At 73.7% G+C, this 19,378-nt stretch carries 14 protein-coding genes; 8 read left to right on the forward strand and 6 right to left on the reverse strand.

Annotated features, from left to right (window positions below):
* Positions 1-247: 247 nt before the first annotated feature.
* Positions 248-532 (forward strand): hypothetical protein, encoded by a 285-nt coding sequence (locus ACIBCT_RS29305; RefSeq protein WP_399193972.1) that lies wholly within the window; start codon positions 248-250, stop codon positions 530-532.
* 219 nt (positions 533-751) lie between these two features.
* Complete coding sequence (locus tag ACIBCT_RS29310; RefSeq protein ID WP_399193974.1) at positions 752-1,624, forward strand: hypothetical protein; 873 nt, start codon at positions 752-754, stop codon at positions 1,622-1,624.
* A 72-nt stretch (positions 1,625-1,696) separates the two neighbouring features.
* Here ACIBCT_RS29310 and ACIBCT_RS29315 read toward each other — a convergent pair whose 3' ends face one another.
* Positions 1,697-3,166 (reverse strand): NCS2 family permease, encoded by a 1,470-nt coding sequence (locus tag ACIBCT_RS29315; protein WP_399193976.1) that lies wholly within the window; start codon positions 3,164-3,166, stop codon positions 1,697-1,699.
* Between the two features lie 131 nt (positions 3,167-3,297).
* Between ACIBCT_RS29315 and ACIBCT_RS29320 the strand changes: the two genes are divergently transcribed.
* A complete protein-coding gene (locus ACIBCT_RS29320) occupies positions 3,298-3,558 on the forward strand; it encodes a DUF2530 domain-containing protein (RefSeq protein ID WP_399193978.1) in 261 nt (86 codons plus the stop codon).
* A gap of 126 nt (positions 3,559-3,684) precedes the next feature.
* Here the strand turns inward: ACIBCT_RS29320 and ACIBCT_RS29325 are convergent, their stop codons facing one another.
* Positions 3,685-6,939: a sacsin N-terminal ATP-binding-like domain-containing protein gene (locus tag ACIBCT_RS29325; protein WP_399193980.1), complete on the reverse strand. Its 3,255-nt coding sequence runs from the start codon at positions 6,937-6,939 to the stop codon at positions 3,685-3,687.
* A gap of 291 nt (positions 6,940-7,230) precedes the next feature.
* Positions 7,231-8,055 (reverse strand): DUF3027 domain-containing protein, encoded by an 825-nt coding sequence (locus ACIBCT_RS29330; RefSeq protein ID WP_399193982.1) that lies wholly within the window; start codon positions 8,053-8,055, stop codon positions 7,231-7,233.
* A gap of 181 nt (positions 8,056-8,236) precedes the next feature.
* Between ACIBCT_RS29330 and ACIBCT_RS29335 the strand changes: the two genes are divergently transcribed.
* The gene (locus ACIBCT_RS29335) at positions 8,237-9,832 is read left to right on the forward strand and encodes an MFS transporter (protein WP_399193984.1); all 1,596 of its coding nucleotides are present in this window, start codon (positions 8,237-8,239) and stop codon (positions 9,830-9,832) included.
* 54 nt (positions 9,833-9,886) lie between these two features.
* On the opposite strand, the gene ACIBCT_RS29340 is transcribed toward ACIBCT_RS29335, so the two are convergent.
* Entirely contained in the window at positions 9,887-10,285 is a 399-nt protein-coding gene (locus ACIBCT_RS29340; RefSeq protein WP_344921876.1) for a cold-shock protein, read from the reverse strand.
* Between the two features lie 90 nt (positions 10,286-10,375).
* Positions 10,376-11,005, reverse strand: coding sequence for an HAD family hydrolase (locus ACIBCT_RS29345; RefSeq protein ID WP_399193986.1), 630 nt, complete (start codon positions 11,003-11,005; stop codon positions 10,376-10,378).
* Between the two features lie 376 nt (positions 11,006-11,381).
* Between ACIBCT_RS29345 and ACIBCT_RS29350 the strand changes: the two genes are divergently transcribed.
* Positions 11,382-12,005: a TetR/AcrR family transcriptional regulator gene (locus tag ACIBCT_RS29350; protein ID WP_399193988.1), complete on the forward strand. Its 624-nt coding sequence runs from the start codon at positions 11,382-11,384 to the stop codon at positions 12,003-12,005.
* A gap of 8 nt (positions 12,006-12,013) precedes the next feature.
* Here the strand turns inward: ACIBCT_RS29350 and ACIBCT_RS29355 are convergent, their stop codons facing one another.
* Positions 12,014-13,435, reverse strand: a complete 1,422-nt coding sequence (locus ACIBCT_RS29355) for a hypothetical protein (protein ID WP_399193990.1) — start codon at positions 13,433-13,435, stop codon at positions 12,014-12,016.
* Positions 13,436-13,579: 144 nt separating this feature from the next.
* Here ACIBCT_RS29355 and ACIBCT_RS29360 point away from each other — a divergent pair, with 144 nt between their 5' ends.
* From ACIBCT_RS29360 to ACIBCT_RS29370, 3 genes are all read left to right on the forward strand, one after another.
* On the forward strand, positions 13,580-16,027 hold the full coding sequence (locus ACIBCT_RS29360) for a helicase-associated domain-containing protein (protein ID WP_399193992.1): 2,448 nt from the start codon (positions 13,580-13,582) through the stop codon (positions 16,025-16,027).
* A 540-nt stretch (positions 16,028-16,567) separates the two neighbouring features.
* A complete protein-coding gene (locus ACIBCT_RS29365) occupies positions 16,568-17,236 on the forward strand; it encodes a hypothetical protein (RefSeq protein WP_399193994.1) in 669 nt (222 codons plus the stop codon).
* Between the two features lie 311 nt (positions 17,237-17,547).
* Complete coding sequence (locus tag ACIBCT_RS29370) at positions 17,548-19,191, forward strand: DNA repair helicase XPB (RefSeq protein ID WP_399193996.1); 1,644 nt, start codon at positions 17,548-17,550, stop codon at positions 19,189-19,191.
* Positions 19,192-19,378 lie beyond the last annotated feature (187 nt).

Genomic DNA, 19,378 nt, shown 5'->3' on the forward strand with positions numbered 1-19,378 from the left:
GTCCCAGACGGCCGGGGGTTCGTCGAACCCCTGCCCCGAAGCGCCCGCACCGGCCCGTGACGGCTCGTGGCGGCTCGTGACGGCCCCGGAAGACGCCTCGGGCGGACCGCGGGCGGCCACGCCCCCTCCGCCGCCGGGTCCGTGACCCGCCCCCGGGCCTCCCGAGGCGCGGGGGTTTCGGTTGGTTATATCCCTGACGGCGGGGTAGTCGCCGACCACTTCCACCGGACGGGAAAGGACGATCGACATGGGAATCAAGGAGACCCTCTTCCAGGGACGCGCCGAAGTGGTCTATGACGGTCACACCATCACCGTGGAGAGCAAGACCGGCCGCGGGGTCGGCAACCATCACCGCCTGTTCGTCGACGGCGAGGCGCAGGACGCCGAGACGACGTTCCTGGGCGACCACCTCGACGGCACCCTTCCCGACGGCAGGGCCTTCAAGGTCCGTGTCGAACAGGGCGTGCGCACCCACTACCACCTGCTGATCGGCAACGAGGAGATCAAGATGGGCAGCGACTTCGTCGCCTGACCCGCCGGTCACCCCGGCTTTTCGGCCGTCTCCCGGCCGTCTCCCTACCGTGCGGGGACGGTGCGAGCCGCCCGCGCGGCCGGGAGACGGCCGTGACCGGACCGGCGCGAGCCCGTCACCGCACCCGCCCCGGGCCTCGGCCGGACCGCCGGGAACGGCGCGGCGTCGTGTCCGATTCGTTCAAGACGGCCGGGCCGGTGCTCGGCCAGCATGGACGCCATGAGCGATGACATCTTCGGCAGCGCGCGGGACTTCCTGCTCCGCGAGGGGCGCCTGCTCGAACGGCGCCTGTTCGCCACCCTTTTCGAGGGAGCGTCCGCCGACGGGGTCGTGGACTGCCTGCGCGGCTACCAGAACCCCGACGGCGGCTTCGGCCACGGTCTCGAACCCGACAAGCGCTGCCCCGCCAGCCTGCCCATCGACGTGGAGACCGCCTTCCAGGCGCTGGTGACGGCCGGTTCCCCGGACGGTGGGCAGATGGTGTCGCGCGCGTGCGACTGGCTGGCCACGGTCGCCGCGCCGGACGGGCTGGTGCCCCTGTCCCTGCCGGTCATGGAGGGCTACCCGAGGGCCGGGCACTGGTCCGACTGGACGTACGCGCCGGGGCTGAACCCCACCGCCGGGCTGGCCGGGCTGCTCCACCGGATGGGGGTGGAGCACCCCTGGCTCACCCGGGCCACCGACGGGTGCTGGGCGGAACTGGAGAAGGGCTTTCCGAAGGACGCGCACGCCATGTCCGAGACGATGGTCTTCCTCGAGCACGTCCCCGACCGCGACCGGGCCGAATCCGTCGCCGAGCGGGTGGGAGCGTGGCTTCCCGAGCTGAGCTGGTACCGCGCCGATCCCGCGGACCCGGGCTACGGCGTCACCCCGCTGCACCTCGCCCCCACGCCCGGAAGCCACTGGCGCCGGCTGTTCCCCGACGACGTGATCGAGGGTCACCTCGACCGGCTGGCGAAGGACCGGCAGCCGGACGGAGGGTGGGCCATCACCTGGGAGCCACCGGGCGCCGCCGCCACCCTCGAATACCGGGGCGTCGAGACCCTGCGGGCCCTGCGGGTGCTCACCGCCTACGGGAGGTGCGAGGGGTGATCGTCCCGGCGCGGCCCGAGGCCGTCATGGCGACGGTGGAACCGGTCGCCATGACGGCCTCGGGCGTACCGCTCAGCCCAGGCCGAGCAGGGCCTTGATCGGGCCGAGGGCGAAGTAGATCACGAACAGCCCGGCGACCGTCCACATCAGCGGGTGCACCTCGCGGGCCCTGCCGGTGACGGCCTTGATCAGGACGTAGGTGACGAAGCCCGCCCCGATGCCGGTCGCGATCGAGTACGTGAACGGCATGAGGACGATCGTCAGGAACGCCGGGATGGAGATCCCGTAGTCGGTGAAGTCGATCTCGCGGATCGCGGTCATCATCAGGAAGCCGACCACGACCAGCGCGGGGGCGGCGGCCTCGTACGGGACCACTGCGACCAGCGGCGAGATGAAGATCGCCAGCAGGAAGAGCACGCCGGTGACGACGCTCGCCAGGCCGGTGCGCGCGCCCTCGCCGACACCGGCGGCCGACTCGATGTAGGTGGTGTTGGAGGAGACCGAGGCCGCGCCTCCGGCCGCCGCGCCGATCGAGTCGACGAGGAGGATCTCCCGGGTCCTGGGCAGGGTGCCGTCCTCGCGCAGCAGCCCGGCCTGCCCGCCGACGCCCACGATCGTGCCCATGGTGTCGAAGAAGTCGGTGATCAGCAGGCTGAAGATGAGCAGCAGCGCCAGGATGGCCGAGACGGAGCCGAAGGCGCCGAAGGGGTCGAACTCGCGGAACAGCACCAGCGGATTGTTGAACCCGAAGACCTGCTCGGGCAGCCGGGGGACGACGAGCTGCCAGCCCGCGGGGTTGGGCGCCTTGCCCGGCACCGTCGAGGCGCCGACCTTGGCGACGGCCTCCACGACGATCGCGAGCACGGTGGTGGCCAGGATGCCGATCAGGATGGCGCCCCTGGTCCTGCGCGCCACCAGCACCACGATCAGCAGCAGGCCGACCACGAAGACGAAGATCGGCCAGCTCGTCAGCGAGCCCGCGATGCCCAGCTCCAGCGGCGGCCCGGCCGCCACGCGGCGGACGAAACCGGCGTCCACGAAGCCGATCAGGGCGATGAACAGTCCGATGCCGACGCTGATGGCGGTCTTGAGCTGCGACGGGATGGCGTTGAACACGGCGGTGCGGAACCCGGTCAGCACCAGGATCGCGATGATCACACCTTCCAGGAACACCAGCCCCATCGCCGACTCCCAGGACATCTGGGTGGCGATGCCGTAGGTGACGAAGGCGTTCAGGCCGAGACCGGCGGCCATCGCGAAGGGAACCTTGCCGATGACTCCCATCAGGATGCTGAGCAGGCCCGCCACCAGGGCGGTACCGGCCGCGACGAGCGGGATGTTGGGAGCGCTTCCGTCGCCGATGAACTGCCCCTCGGCGTCCTTCACGGTCGCGATGATCAGAGGGTTGAGCACGACGATGTAGGCCATCGTGAAGAACGTGGCGAACCCGCCGCGCACCTCTCGGCCGACGGTGGAGCCCCGGTCGGAGATGAAAAAGAACCGGTCAAGTCCACTGCTTCGGGAAGGTATGACATCTTTCACTCACGCAGAGTGACATTGACCTCCCCTCCAGGGAAGTACCGGCCACCGATGGTGATGGTTTCGAGACGGATTCGCGCCTTGGCGTAATCCGTTTTGCGAACAGTGGGATGCCATCACCTAGTCTGGAGCGCGTGAACCAGCCACGCCCTCCGGAGCTGCAGCCGTTGAAGACCAACGACACGCTCACGATCCTCGTGGGCACGGTTCTGTGGGCCGTCGCCCTGGTCGTGCTCCTGCTCGTGCAGCCCGATCCCGGGCAGCGCTGGTGGATCTGGACGTGCGTCTCCGGCATCTGCGGGGGCCTGTTCGGCATGTGGTTTGTCCGCCGCCGTGACCGGCGCCGGCCTCCCCCGGACGAGGAGCCGATCGAGCCGACCACGGCGATCCTGTAGGGCCGCCGCCCCGCCCCGGACCCACCGGACCCACCGGACCCACCGGACGCGGACCCGCACGGGGCCGCCCGCCCGGGTCACGGTACGGACGGGCAGCGCCGCCGACGGTCCCGCGGACGGTCCCGCCTAGGTGGAGGCGGTCCAGCTGTCCAGGTCGGCCTCGGCCAGCAGCAGCGGCACCGCCGCGGGATCCCGGAGCAGCGCGGCCACCGCGAGGCGGTCGCCCCACTGGCCGGACGCCCAGGCGAGCCCACGCGCCAGCCCCTCCACGCCCGAGGCGTGCACCGTGCCCTCGAAGAAGCGCCAGGCCGCGGGGACGCCGTCCACCAGCAGATCCTCGTGCGCCACGTAGCTCGTGGGCGCGGTGGGCAGCAGCGATCGCACCGCGGGCGGGACGTCGCGGACCTCGCCCGAGGACGTCACCTCCCCGGCCGCCTCCTCACCGGCCAGCGGCAGGTCCAGCAGTTCCGACAGCGCCTCGGCGAGGTCGAACGGGGCCAGGATCAGCGGCCGTCCGGCGACGAGCGGCAGCAGATCCGGGGCCTCGACCACGACCGGCTCGCCCGGCCCGTCCGTCTCGCCCCGGCCGTCGGCGGACAGCGTACGGCCGTCCTCCGCGTCCACCACGACGACCTCGCCCCCGAGGACGGCGCGTACCGAGCGCGGGGGCGCGACCCGGGACGGGTCGACGGCCGCCAGGGCCACCCACAGGGAGCGCAACTGGGCCCGGTCGACCTCCACGGACGGGTCGCCGAGCAGGTCGAGCAGCTCGTCGGGGCCGCCGTGCGAGGCCAGCAGCTCGGCCAGGGTGCTCCGGACGCCGATCATCGCCAGCGCCGCCGCGTCCACGACCGCCGGGGCGTCCCCGTACAGGCCGAACAGCAGCGGGTCGCCCGCCGGGAGCCGCAGCTGCGTGGGACGCCTGCCGTCCAGCACGGGGTGGGTGGAGAGCCACCACGCGGTGTAGGAGGGCACCTCCACGACCTCACCCGCCACCAGGATCCGCAGCGGGTGCAGGACCGAGCGCAGCGGCGGGCGCGACAGCAGGGCGAGGGCGGCCGGCCAGTCGGCGACGTACTCCAGGTCGCGGACGGCGGAGAACTCCCGGGCGACCGGCGGGACGTCCATCTCGGGCAGCAGGTCGAGGACGGTCTCCAGCCACTCGTCCTCGCGGTCCAGGTCGTGGTCGCACTCGTCCGGGTCGATCATGACGTCGGTGTCGTTGACCACCGCGAAGCCGTCGAGCACCCCGGTCGCGGCGAGAACCCTGGGGCCGTAGCGCTCCACCAGCTCGGGCGCGGCCGTGCCGAAGTGCGTCTCGTCGTCGAGCAGCCCGGCCAGCGCGCCGTCGGCGAGGAGCAGCTCGCCGGCCGGGTACAGCTCGCCGTCGGCGCCGCGCAGCGCCAGCTCCGCCAGCCAGGGGGCGTCGCCCGCGGCCAGCCCGGCGGCGTCGACGAGCGCGAGCACCGCGCGGGCCACCGGTTCGGGGTCGGGGCGCTCCAGCGACTCCGACACGGCCGAGCGGGTCAGCGGGTCCTCCAGGACCGTGCGGGGGGTCGCCTCGCCCGCGCCGAGCCTGAGCAGGAGCGGGTGGGCGGCGTCCGGGTGGACCACGCGCAGTCCCAGGGGCGCCAGGACGGCGGGGTCCAGCGCCGAGTCTCCGGTGCCGCCGGTGCCGCCGGTGAGCAGCAGGGTGCCGCGCGGTCCCCTGACCAGGCGGCCGTCGGCGAGCGGGACGGGCAGCGCGCCGAGCGCCTCGGGGTCGTCGGCGGGCAGCACCTCGTACAGCGACCGCCACCAGGCCGGGTCCCTGTCCTTGACGGCGTCGCCGGAGAGCATGTCCACGATGTCGGAGAGCTGCACCTTCCTGACACCGAGGGCGGTGATCGCCGGATGCCGGGACGGCCACCCCGCGGGCAGCAGGCCCGGGATCATCGGGGCGACCCTGTCCAGCAGCTCCGCGGGCGCCGCCACCACCGAGGCCTGCCGCCCGGAGACGACGAGGTCCTCACCTGGTACGGGCGCGGGCGGGGAGGCCGCGGGGGAGGCCGGAGCCGGGGCCTCGGGCGCGCCGGGGTCGACGAGGCCGAAGTCCGCGAACGCCGAGGAGCCCGAGGAGGCCGCGGAGGCCGCGGGGTCCGCGGGCGGGGACAGGGCGGGCAGCAGCGGCGCGTCCGGGAGCCTGCGCAGGATGGCCCGGCGGATGCGGGCGTCGAGCTCGCCCTTGCCCATCAGGCCGGGGACGAGGTCGAGGAGCCGGGGCGTGCGGGGCAGCCGCGCGAGCAGCTCCAGGTAGGTGTCGGCGGCGCGCTCGACCAGGAAGTCGGCCAGCGGGCCCGGTGCCACGTGCCTGCGGTCGGTGGCCATCGGGAACGAGGCGATCAGCAGCGCGGGCAGGTCCAGCGGCTCGTCGCTCGGTGTGGGCGCGTGCACCACGGGCGGCACCAGGGCGGGCAGCGGCACCGGCTCCCCGTCCGGCGTACCGGAGACGGAGACGGCGAGGGACGCGGGCGCGGAGCCCGATGCGGAGCCCGGCGCGGGATCGGGGGCGGGGGTCGTGCCCGCGACGGGCACCGCCCAGCGGACCAGCCAGTACGGCCGGGAGCGCTCCTCGGTCGGCCGGTCGGCGAAGAGCACGGCCACCTGCTCGGGGGTGAACGTCCCGGAGGTGGAGACGACCTTCCAGCCCTCCGCGGTGACCGTCCTGGTCTCCCCGTCCAGGTTGATCTCGATCGACTCCAGCGCGGGCAGGCCCAGCAGCAGCGCGGGGCCGGTCTGGCGGAGCATCACCCGCACCGCGTCCACGGCGGCCTCGTCGCGGAGCGGCAGCCGTACGAGCGTGTCGAACCCGGCGGGGATCTCGACCGGCCCGGCCGGGAAGGGCAGGCGCAGCAGCGGGACGTGCCCGCCGCGCTCGGCGAGCTCCTTGGCCAGCGCGGGCTCGGCGGCCACCAGGGCCGCGGTCCGGTCGCGGGACCAGCGCACGACCCCCGAGCCCAGGGAGCCGATCACCGGCTCGTCGCAGACCGACACCACGGCCGCGAACCCGACGCCGAACCGGCCGGCCGCGCGGGTCTCGTCCCGCTTGGCGGAGACGCGCAGCGTGGACAGGCCCTCGATCCCGGCCCTGTCCACGGGGGCGCCGGTGTTGGCGGCCGAGAGCACGCCCTCGCGCAGCGAGAGGCGCAGCCGCCCGGGAACGCCCGCGCGCAGCGCCGCGTCCGCGGCGTTCTGGGCGAGCTCGACGATCAGCCGGTCGCGGTAGCCGCCGAGCGCGAAGTCCTCCTCGGCGTTGGCGTCCTCGCGGAAACGCGCGGGCGAGGCCGTCCAGGCGGCCAGGACGGCGGAGCGCAGGCGTTCGGTACCGAAGATGTCAGTCAAGGCGATGCTTTCCAAAGGTCGGGGCCCCCGTGGGCCGTCTGTCGCGTCCGATCGTCCGGGCGTACACGATCATCCGGCGTGCGCGCCCGGCCGGGGGCGCACGCCGCGCCGCCCGGTGCCCGGCGCCGGACCGGACGGCCGGGACGCCACCGGGGGCGTGGCCGGCCGTCGGCGACCGGGCGGGTCGCCGACGGGGCGGCCCTGAGGGGGCCGCCGGGGAACGTCCGGGACCGCCCGGTCACGGGCCGGTCCCGGATCTCCGCGTCAGAAGGGACCGGACGGCGTCCCCCGTCAGGAGTGGCCGAGCGGCTCGGATGCGGTCTCGTCCACCGAACCGGCCAGGTCGGGCTCGGGCCCGCTCTCCGGGTTCTCGGCGGTGTCGTAGGAGAGGTCGTCGAGGATCGGCGAGGCCGGCTCGACCTGGTGCGGCAGCACCGCGGCCTCGGAGTGCGCGCCGCACCCGTGGTCGGCGGCCACCACCCGCCCGTCGTCGGGGGCGTACTCGTTGGCGCAGACGCCGAAGCCGGTGCGCAGCGCGCCCGCGAGCGGCCAGTAGAAGCCGCAGGTGGAGCACTGGGCCGGGGCGGCGTGCGCGAGCGGGGTGTGCGGCCCGGACTCGCCGGAGTGCCAGCGGCGCACGGCGCGGTCGCGGCCGATCGGGGAGAGCACCCGGGCGCGGCCGAGACCGTACTCGAAGATCATCTGATGGTCGGTCTCGTCGTCGGTCTCGGTGAAACCGGGCGCGAGCCGGTCGTCGTCGTCGGAGGTGGGCAGCAGGTCGCCCACGCCGAGGTCGCCGGGGCGCAGCCGCTCGCTCCACGGCACCCACTGTGGCGGCATCAGCGCGCCCGTCCCGGGCAGGAGCACGACCTCGCTGACCGTCACGTTGCGCGCGCGGGAGGCGCGGGCCACGGTGACGGCCCAGCGCCAGCCCCGGTAGGCGGGGTCCAGGCAGGCGAAGTAATGGGTGACGACGCGGTCGCCCTCGCCCTCCACCCCGAGGTGCTCGCCCACCTGCTCGGCCTTGACGTTCTCCTCGACCGCCCCACGGGCCAGGTCGACGGCCGCGACGCACGCCTGGTCAAGGACCACGGCGCGGGATCGAGTCCGGCTCACGAGTCGTCTCCCGTCAGCCTCGCAGCACCACGGCTGCTGTCCCTACTGGCTCGCTCGCTGCGCTCACTCACAGTTCATTCTCACCCATGACCGGAGCGAACGGCACCGCGGACCGCCGATCACCCTGCGAGTGACCAACCGCACCGGACAACTCACCCGCCCTTCGGGTATGACTGGATACGTGGCAGCGGGGTGGGAGCGGGTGCGGCAGGCGGCGGGTGAGGCCTCCCGGCAGGTGGGCCGGTCGGTGGCCGCAGCCGGGCGCGCGGGCGTGCGGGCCGGGCGGGGCACCGGCCGTACGGCGGCGCGGGCGGGCCGCGGCGCGGTCGGCGGCACCCGGCGGGTGGGCCGGGCCGCGCGGCGGCTGACCCACGCCCAGGGGGCGGGCCGCACCGGGCTGGGCCAGCTGATCGAGCTGACCGCCGCGCACAGCGCGGGTGACGCCCTGGTCACCGCCGCCCTGGCCGGGACGCTGTTCAAGCTCCCGGTCAACGAGGCGCGCGGCCAGGTCGCCCTCTACCTGCTGATCACGATGATCCCGTTCGTGGTGGTGGCGCCGTTCGTCGGCCCGGTGCTGGACCGGTTCCGCTCGGGGCGGCGCTTCGTGATGGCCGGCACCCTCTTCGGCCGCGGCCTGCTCTGCTTCGCCATGGCGGCGGCGATCGTCCCGGGCGACGTGTTCACGATCTTCCCGGCCGCGCTGGCCGTGCTGGTGCTGTCGAAGGCCTACAACGTCTCCCGGGCGGCGATCATGCCGAGCGTGCTGCCCGCCGACATCGCGCTGGTCACGGCCAACGCCAGGGTGGCCCTGTTCGCGCTGGTCAGCGCGGGGATCGCGGTGCCGCTCGGCGCCGGCGCCAGCGCCTGGCTGGGCGCCGAGTGGGTGCTGCGCGCCGCGACCGTGCTCTTCCTGCTCCAGGGCGTGCTGGCGGTACGGCTCCCCCGGCACGTCGACTCCCCCGACCTGGAGGGCCTGGACGAGCAGGGTGAGGACCGGCCGCACCGCTGGCGCACCATGCTCAACGTGGGGCCGGTGGTGGCCGAGGCGATGTACGCCAACGTGGCCGTCCGCGTCTACTCCGGTTTCCTGCTGTTCTACCTGCTGTTCCTGGTCCAGGACAGGAACCTGCCCGGCCTGCCGCCCACGGTGGCGATCGGCGTGCTGGCCGTGGCCGCGGGCGCCGGGGGGCTGGCGGGCACGGCGGTGGCCTCCTGGGTGCGCAACCACTCCCCGCAGGTCATCGTGCTGGCCACGCTGGCGGTGACGACCGCGATCACCGTGCTGGCGGCGGTCGTCTTCCAGATGTGGAGCGCGGTCGCGGTCGCCCTGGTGGCGGCGTTCGCCCAGGGCCTGGGCAAGCTCGCGCTGGACGCGGTCGTGCAGCGCGAGATCGGCGAGGAGGTGCGCTCCTCCACCTTCGGCGTGGTGGAGGCGTTCCTGCAGATCGCCTGGGTGCTGGGCGGCCTGGTCGGGCTCTGGCTCTCGCTGTTCGCCTCCGGGTCGGCCGGGCTCGCCGCGATGGCCGTGGTACTGGCGGGCTCGCTCGGCTGGCTGCTGGTCCGGCGCCGCGGACGGGTCCGCGACGTGGAGGCCCGGGTGGAGGCCGCCCGGGGGACGTCCTCCCCGGACGACGTCCCGGCCCCCGCGGGAGGCGGCTCCTCGCCCCAGGACGCGTGGGGCAGGCCGTGGCCGGGCGGGACGACCACCGCGGTGGTGCGGCACGCCGAGCCCCCGACCGAGAAGCGGACCCGGCCGCTGACCAACCCGCACGGCTGATCCGTCCCCCGGGCCGGGCCGGGTCCCGGCCGTCCCCGGCGGCCGGGCGGGGTGTCAGTCGTCCAGGTCGTCGGCCACGGCCCGGAGGACGGCCGCGATCTTCTTCGCGTGCGCGGCCTCGGGCTGCTTGCCCTTCTGGTACGACGTGGAGACCGTGTCGAGGAGCTTGATCAGGTCCTCCACGATGACGACCATCTCGTCGGGCTTCTTGCGCTTGCCCTTCGGCTTGGCGGTCTTCGCGAGCGTCGGGGGCTGGTCGATCACCCGGACCGACAGGGCCTGCTGGCCGCGGCGTCCCTCGGCCACGCCGAACTCGACCTTCTGGCCCGGCTTGAGGGAGTCCACGCCGGAGGGCAGCGCGGAAGAATGCACGAAGACCTCGCCGCCGTCGTCGCGGGTGAGGAAGCCGAATCCCTTGTCGGCGTCGTACCACTTGACCTTGCCACTCGGCACAGGGGTGACCTCGTTCAGACTGTCGTGAAAAGGAATGGATGTAGGTTATGCCCAGCGGGCGCCGGGAGCGACCGCATATCGAGCCCCGAATTACGCGGGAACGGCGACGGTTCTCCAGCCTTCGAACCATTCGGCGAACTCGGTCAGATCCTCCAGGACCACGTCGGCTCCGTGATCGCGTAAATCCCCCGCCGAGCAGGGGCCCGTCGCCACCGCCACGCTGAAGGCACCCCCCGCCCGCGCGGCGTCGACGTCCGCGACGTGATCTCCGACATAGGCGGCGGCGCCGAACGCCGCGAGGGCCGTTCCCTTGGCCGCCCCGAAGACCGAACCGGCGACCTCGTCCACGTCCAGGCCGAGGAACTCGACCGTGCGCGTCGCGTCGTGGACGTTCTTCGCCGTCACCACGATGACCCTGCCCCCCGCCCGGCGCACGGCCTCCACGGCCTCGCGGGCACCGGGCATGGGGGTGGTGACGGGGACGGCGATCGACGCGTACAGCTCCCGGTAGAGGCTCGCGACGGCCGGGACCTCCTCCGCGGGCATCCAGTGGGCCAGTTCGTGCTCCAGCGGCGGACCCAGCCTGGCCAGCACGACGGCGGTGTCGATGCGGACGCCGATGCGCGCCGTCACCTCGTCGAAGGTCGCGGCGATACCGGCACGCGTGTCCGCGAGCGTCAGATCGAGGTCGAACCCCACCGAGTTCATCGGGTCACTCACCGTTCCTTCTCGACTACACGAAGACAATTCTCCGATAACCTCTCAGAGAATGCCAAATCGCCTTAAATATGGCTAACTCAAATCCTGTCGCCGACACTCCCCGCCACGGCACTCCTCGGGAAAGTGTTTACTTATGCGGAAGGCGGTGGGCTCTTCCCGGGTCGCGCGACCGGTCCGCCTCCGCACGGGCGGCTCACCTCCGCACGGGCGATCCGTCTCCGCACTGGCGGTTCGGCTTCGCGCGGGCGATCCGTCTCCGCACGGGAGGTCCGCCTCCGCGCGGCCGGACCGGCTCGGACCGGCGCGGCGCGGCCGGGCGTGCTCCCCACCGGTTCCCGGCACTGGATAAGGTCACCGTGGAGGTATCGGCAGAGAAATGACCAGATCGACGCGCGAGCGGATCATCGACGAGTCCCTGCGCCTGTTCGCCGAACGAGGCTACGCGGCGACCTCGGTGGCCGAGATCGAGGCCGCCTCGGGGCTGTCGCCGGGCGCCGGTGGCCTCTATCGCCACTTCAAGTCCAAGTACGAGGTGCTGGCCGCGGCGATGAACGAGCACGCCGCCCGGACACGGGTGCAGATCGCCGAGACCCTGGCCGAGTTCGGCGTCGTCGACACCTCGTCCGGCATCGAGGAGCGGCTGGCCCACCTGTGCAGGGCGGGCCTGGCCAAGGTCAGCGAGGAGCGGGAGCTGACCCGCGTCTTCTTCCGCGACCTGAGCCAGTTCCCCGAACTGGTCGCGACCGTGCGCGAGGGCCTGCTGCAGCCCATGTTCGACGCGATCACCACGTGGTTCCACGCCCAGCCCGAGTACGCCGGCGTCGAGGCCGACTGGCACGCCATCGGGGCCGTGCTCGGCGGGGCGGTCGTGCACTACCGGCTGTTCCAGGAGACCGTGGGCGAACCGCCCGGCCGCGCAGAACGCGATCGCTTCGTCTCCGCCTGGGTACGGCTCGCGCTCGGCCTGCTCCCCCACCCGGCGGTCCGGGCGGTCGTCTGAGACGGGCGTCACCGCCCTCCCCGGCCCGGCTGGATCACCGGGTTGAGCAGGCGGTAGGTCAGCCAGAAGACCCCCCACGCCGTGCCCAGCAGGAACATCAGCCCGCTGATGGTGAAGAACTCCTCCACCACCCTTCCGATGTCGCCCCGGGCACGGACCAGGGCGACCAGGCCGCCGCCCAGGGTGTAGCTGAGCATCGGGGAGACGATCCCGATCACCTTGTCGGCGGGAAGCCACGCCTGGCAGGCGACGACCACGACCGCGCCCACGGCCCAGACCAGCACCGGCACCGTGAAGATCGCGATCGGGGCGAACGGGAACGGGATCAGCAGCCCGGCCAGGGTGAGCAGGGCCATGCCGACCGTCTCGAGCCGGTGGCCCAGCAGGATCGTCCGGGCGTCCTGGGTGCCCGGCACGATGTCCTCGCGCGACCGGGGCGGGCGGTTCCGGCGCAGCAGGCCCGGACGGGCGCGCGACTGCTTCCTGGCCAGCCGCTCCTCCGCCTCCCGGATCCCCCTGGCCACGCCGGGCGGCATCCCCGGCCGGACCCCCGCGGGCCCTTTCCCGGACGCGTCCCCGTTCCCCGGGCCCTTGCTCCGCGGCTCCGCCTCCTTTCCCGGCTCCGTCTGCGGCACGGGCCCCGGCACCGGCGGCGCCAGGGGATCCGGTACGGACGGCGCCAGGGGATCGGGCACGGACGGCGCCAGCGGGTCCGGTACGGACGGCGCGAGAGGGTCGGGGGCGGGAGGCGCGACGGGGTTCGGCACGGGCGGTGCCAGGGGGTCGGGGGCGGGCGGTGTCGGGGGGACGGGCGGCACGGGCGGGATCTCCTCGGTCGGCGGATCCCCCTCCACCGCGTCGTCCCACTCGTCCTCGGACCGCCGGCCCGGGACGGACGCCCGGTCCGGGGAGGCCGAAGGGTCCGAGGGGGGCGTCGAGGCGTAGGGATGTCCGCGTACGGGCCGTCGGGGGGCGGGGACGCCGGCGTCGTCACCTTCGCCGGGGTCGTCGGGGTCACGGGAGTCGCCGGAGTCGCGGGACGTGGGCGCGGCGAGGGGCGACGCCGGGGCCGGCACGGAGGCCGATGCCGCGGGGGCCGATGTCGCGGACGAGGGTGCCGCGGACGAGGGTGCCGCGGAGGCCGGTGGCGCGGAGGCCGATGAGGCGTGGGCGGGGACCCCGGGCGGCCGGGGCGTCTCCTGCCTGCCCAGCCGTCGCAGCTCCTGCCCGACCAGCTCGACGGGGTCGCCGAGACCGGCCAGCATCCTGGCCACGGCGGCCGGGTCGTCCGTCCCCCTCCGCTCGGCGTCGATCCGCCTGCGCAGGCCCGTGACGAAGTCGATGCGTTGTCTCGGTGGCAGCACCCCGTGGGCGGCGTCGGCCACCTTGCCGACGTAGTCCAGGACGAGCTGATCGGTGCGCTCGATCACACTGCCATCCTCTCTCGACATCGCCTCGCACGGGAGCCCCTTCCCTCATTCACCGCCCGTCAAGTGATCGATTCGGGCCCTTCGCGCGATCGTGGAATTCCCCCAGGCCGCGCGATGTCGGTCAAGCCTCCTACCATTGGCGGAATGAGCACGGAGTTCACCGAGTGGCTGCGCGGCCGCAGCGACGACCGGTTGCGGGCGCTCGTCTCCGCGCGTCCCGAGCTCATCACGCCTGTGCCCGCCCATCTGGAGGGCCTGGCCGGACGGGCGAGCAGCCCGTCGGCGGTGGGCAGGGCCCTCGACCGGCTCGACCGGTTCGCCCTCGCGGTCATGGAGACGCTGGTCGTGCTCCCCGGCCCCGTCCCCTACCGGTCGCTCCGCGCCCAGATGGCCCGCGCCCTGCCCGGAGCGGCCGATCCGGCGTTCCAGAACGCGCTCAAGGAGACGGTCGAGCGGCTGCGCACCATGGCCCTGGTCTACGGGCCCGACAAGGCGCTGGCCACGGCTCCCGGGGTGCGCGAGGTGCTGGACGGTCCCGCCGGGCTCGGCCCGCCCGCCGTGGAGGCGTTCCGGCACCATCCCGCCGAGCGCCTCGCCGAGCTGGTGCGGGACGCCGGGGGCGAGGACGGTGACACCAAGGAGGCCCTGGCCGCGCTGCTCGCCGACCCGGAGGTCGTCGGGCGGCTGGTCGGGGAGGTCTCCCCGCAGGCCCGGTCGGCGCTCAACGAGCTGGCCTGGGGCCCGGCCAGCGGCCGGGTGCCGAACGCCCGGCGCGAGGTGCGCGCCGCCACCGCGCAGTCCCCGATCGACCAGCTGCTCTCCCGGGCACTGCTGGCCGCCACCGGCGAGGAGAGCGTGGTGCTCCCCCGCGAGGTCGGCCTGTTCCTGCGCGGCGGCCGCGTCCACCGCGATCTCTCCCCCTTCCCACCGGTGACCGAGGGCACCGAGCGCGACCAGGGGCTCGCCGACCGCACGGCGGCCGGGCAGGCGTTCACCTTCGTCCGCGCGGTGGAGGAGCTGTGCGAGCGCTGGAGCGCCGACCCGCCCGGCGTGCTCCGCAGCGGCGGCCTGGCCGTGCGCGACCTCAAGCGGACCGCCGCCCTGCTCGACCTGCCCGAGTGGGTGACGGGGCTCATCATCGAGGTGGCGTACGCGGCGGGGCTGGTGGCGGCGAGCGGCGCGGTCGACGGCGACTGGATGCCCACGCCCGGCTACGACGGCTGGCGGGTGAAGGCCACCGAGGACCGCTGGACGACGCTGGCCACGACCTGGCTCACCATGGACCGGCTGCCGGGTGTGATCGGCGACCGGGACGAGCGCGACCGGCTGCTCAACGCCCTCCATCCCGACCTGCGCCGCCCGTCCGCGGCCGAGGTCCGCGCCGCCACCCTGGGCGTGCTCGCCTCCGCGCCGGGGACGGCGCCCACCCTGGAGGCGGTACGCGACCGCCTGGCCTGGGAGCAGCCGCGCCGCCGGGGCGGCCACCGCGACCAGCTGGTGGAGTTCACCCTGCGGGAGGCCGAGCAGATCGGCGTCACCGGGCTGGGCGCGCTCTCCGCCCACGGCCGCGCCCTGCTCCCCGACGCCTCCGGCGACCCGGGCGCCTGCGGGGGGTCCGGCGGGTCCACCGCGTCCGGGAGTCCCGCCGGTTCCGCAGGTTCCGGGGGTTCCGGCGCCCATGCCGCCGCGCGGCTGCTCCTCCCGCTGCTGCCCGAGCCGCTCGACCACGTCCTGCTGCAGGCCGACCTGACCGCCGTCGCCCCCGGGCCGCTCACCGGCGAGCTGAGGCGGTGGCTGGCACTGGCGGCCGAGGTGGAGTCCACCGGCGGCGCCACGGTCTACCGGTTCGACGAGCGGTCGATCCGGCGGGCGCTGGACGCCGGGCAGGGCGCCGACGAGCTGCTCGCCATGCTGGAGCGCCACTCGACCACGCCCGTCCCGCAGCCGCTCGGCTACCTGATCGCCGACGTGGCCCGCAGGCACGGCCGGATGCGCGTGGGCACGGCGAGCGCGTACGTGCGCTGCGACGACTCCTCGCTGCTGGACGAGGTCATGGCCGACAAGCGGGCTATCCCGCTGCGGCTGCGCCGGCTCGCACCCACGGTGATCGCCTCCAAGTCCTCCCGGCCCGTGCTGGTCGACGCGTTGCGCGCGATGGGGTACGCCCCCGCGGCCGAGTCGCTCGACGGAGACGTGATCATCACCCAGCTCGACGTGCGCCGGACCGAGGGCCCGCCGGCGGCCCGCGCGCCGGTCACGTTCGGCGGCCCGGAGGCCGACGTGGTGGCCGCGGCCGTCCGCGCCGTGCGCGCCGGAGACGCCGCCCATCTGGCCCGGCGTCCCCCGGTGGCGGCCCCCGGTGGCCAGGTGCCGCGTTCCCCGGCCACCGCCACGATCACCGCGCTGCGCGAGGCCATCCGGCAGGGCTCGCAGGTCTGGATCGGCTACCTCGACTCGCAGGGCAACGCGACCAGCCGGATCCTCGAACCCGCCCGGATGGAGGGCGGCTACCTCACCGCCTACGACGAGACACGAGCGGCCGTGCACCGTTTCGCCCTGCACCGCATCACCGGCATCGCCGACATCGCCTGAGCCTCCACGAAACCGGCACGGCACCGGCACGGCACCGGCGTGACACCGCCCGGCGTCGCACGACGTCACCCGGCACCGGCCCGCACCGCCCGCACCGGTCCGCACCGACCGGTGACGGGCGGCACCGGTCAGCATCGGCCGGTGACGGGCGGCACCGGCCGGGAACGCCCGACATCCGGCGTCATCGGTCGCCATCGGCCGTCATCGGCCGGTGTTCCCGTCCTCGGCCGCGTCGCCGGGAACGCCCCCGCGCGTTCCGGACGGGGATCGGGAACGGCCGCACGGTCGCGGTGTACCGGGCAGGGCCACGGGGTAATGTCGGTTCCGGAACGGACCGCCCCGAGGCCGGCCGCCGGGTCGCCGAGGCAGGTCGCCGCGCGGAGCGGGGTCCTTCCCGGTCTCACCCGGAGTCCTTCCCGGTCTCACCCGGGATCCGGCCGCCGGAGCGGAGACCGACCCATTCGTCCGTGGCACACGGTTCACGGCTCATATCGTGATATCTGTTGATGTCCCGAGCTCCACGGAAGCGAGAGATCCACGGTGAGCAGCGGTCATTCCGAAGGCCCCAGCACCAACCCGGACGACTGGAAGAGCCCCTACGGCACGGGTCCCGGCCCGGCCTCCGGCGACGACCGGCTCGCCTACGACCGGGAACGGTCCCCCCAGGGGTACTCGTCCGGCCACGACCGGGCCTCCGGCGACCCGGCCCACACCGGCCAGGGGTACGGCGCGCCGGCCTACGCCGACCAGGGGTACGGCGCTCACGAGCGCGCCGATCAGGGATACGGCCAGGGATACCCCGGTCAGGCGTACACCGACCACGGCCATGCGGGCGGATACGGCGACGGGGGGTACACCCGGCCGGATCACGGCTCCTACCCGGGCGGATACGGCCAGGGCTATGCCGAGCAGCCCTACGGGGCCGGTCACGACCCCGTGGCGTCCCGGAACGCCGAGGGGGTCAGGACGCACGCGATCATCGTCCTGGCCGTCGGCATCGTGCTCTCGCTGAGCTGTTTCCTGAGCATCGGCGGTCTGGTCAGCGCCGTCCTGTCGGGCATCGCGCTGGGCAGGGTCGACTCCGACCCCCGGGGGGCCAGGGGCCTGCTCCGATGGGCCTGGATCAGCATCGGCGTCAACGTCGGGCTGCTCGTCCTGGGAGTGGCCGCCTTCATCGTCGCCGGGCTCAACGACGCCTTCAGCGCCTGACCATGCCGGAGACACCGGGACCACCGGGAGCGTCCTCGGACCCGTGCCCCGCCCCGTGTCCGTCGCGGAGCCCGCGCGCCCGGCGCCCGCATCCCCGGCGACCCCGTACTCTCGATGTCCGGGCACGGTGCGTACGCACGCGTGCCGGCCGGGGATGTGAGATCGCTCGCATCGGCGGGTCGCGCGGGACTGCCCACGCGTCCCCGTCCGTTGCACCCGGGGAACGTGGGGCAGCAGACGGTCCGGCGCCCACCCGCCGGGTCCGACCGAGAGCCGAGCCGCCCAACCCGCGGTAACCGAGGGAGACGTCTGTGACTGACGGACCATTGATCGTCCAATCGGACAAGACCCTGCTCCTCGAGGTCGACCACGAGAGGGCCGGGGAGTGCCGTAAGGCGATCGCGCCCTTCGCCGAGCTGGAACGCGCCCCCGAGCACGTGCACACCTACCGGGTCACGCCGCTGGCGCTGTGGAACGCGCGGGCCGCCGGGCACGACGCCGAGCAGGTGATCGACGCCCTGATCGCCTACAGCCGCTACCCGGTGCCGCACGCGCTGCTGGTCGACGTCGCCGAGACGATGGCGCGCTACGGCAGGCTGCGCCTGGAGAAGCACCCCGTGCACGGGCTCGTGCTGACCAGCACCGACAGGGCCGTGCTGGAGGAGGTATTGCGCTCCCGGAAGATCCAGCCGCTGCTGGGCGAGCGCCTGGACGACGGCGTGGCCGTGCACCCGAGCGAGCGCGGCAACATCAAGCAGCACCTGCTCAAGCTGGGCTGGCCCGCCGAGGACCTGGCCGGGTACGTCGACGGCGAGCACCACCCGATCGAGCTCACCGAGGACGGCTGGGAACTGCGCACCTACCAGCGCGAGGCCGCCGAGGCGTTCTGGCACGGCGGCTCCGGCGTGGTGGTGCTCCCGTGCGGGGCGGGCAAGACGATCGTGGGCGCCGCGGCGATGGCCCAGGCCAAGGCGACCACGCTGATCCTGGTGACCAACACGGTCTCGGCCCACCAGTGGAAGCAGGAACTGCTCAAGCGGACCTCGCTGACCGAGGACGAGATCGGCGAGTACACCGGTACGAAGAAGGAGATCCGGCCGGTCACCATCGCCACGTACCAGGTGATGACGACCCGCAGGCAGGGCGTCTACCGGCACCTGGAGCTGTTCGACGCCCGTGACTGGGGCCTGGTCGTCTACGACGAGGTCCACCTGCTGCCCGCGCCGATCTTCCGGATGACCGCCGACCTGCAGGCCAGGCGGCGGGTCGGGCTGACCGCGACGCTGGTGCGCGAGGACGGCCGGGAGGGCGACGTGTTCTCCCTGATCGGCCCCAAGCGCTACGACGCGCCGTGGAAGGAGATGGAGAACCAGGGCTGGATCGCCCCGGCCGACTGCGTCGAGGTGCGGGTGACGCTCACCGACGAGGAGCGGCTGGCGTACGCGATGGCCGAGTCCGAGGAGCGCTACCGGTTCTGCGCGACCACGCCGTCCAAGACGCGGGTGACCGAGGCGCTGGTCCGCCGGCACCTGGACGAGCAGGTGCTGGTCATCGGGCAGTACATCGACCAGCTCGACGAGCTGGGCGAGCACCTGAACGCGCCGGTGATCAAGGGTGAGACGAAGGTCAAGGAGCGGGAGCGGCTCTTCCAGGCGTTCCGCGACAAGGAGATCCAGGTCCTGGTCGTCTCCAAGGTCGCCAACTTCTCCATCGACCTGCCCGAGGCGGCGGTGGCCATCCAGGTGTCGGGCACCTTCGGGTCACGGCAGGAGGAGGCGCAGCGGCTGGGCCGGGTGCTGCGGCCGAAGGCCGACGGCGGCGGGGCCCGCTTCTACTCGGTGGTCAGCCGTGACACGGTCGACCAGGACTTCGCCGCGCACCGGCAGCGTTTCCTGGCCGAGCAGGGGTACGCCTACCAGATCATCGACGCGGACGACGTGCTCGCCGGAGAATGACTCCACCTGGCGAACACGTCGTCGATGTGTGTCAGGCCCACGAAATCCCTCGGGCTTTCGACAAACAGACCACCCCCTCGCTAGGCCTCTGCGGCCACTGGCGACATACCCCCATGATCTGCGCGAGTCACCATGTTCGGCTGCCTTTTTCATCATTTCTACACGGAATTACCCAGAGTATCAGAGT

This window comes from Streptosporangium sp. NPDC050855 (genome assembly GCF_044456585.1).
Taxonomy (GTDB): domain Bacteria; phylum Actinomycetota; class Actinomycetes; order Streptosporangiales; family Streptosporangiaceae; genus Streptosporangium; species Streptosporangium longisporum.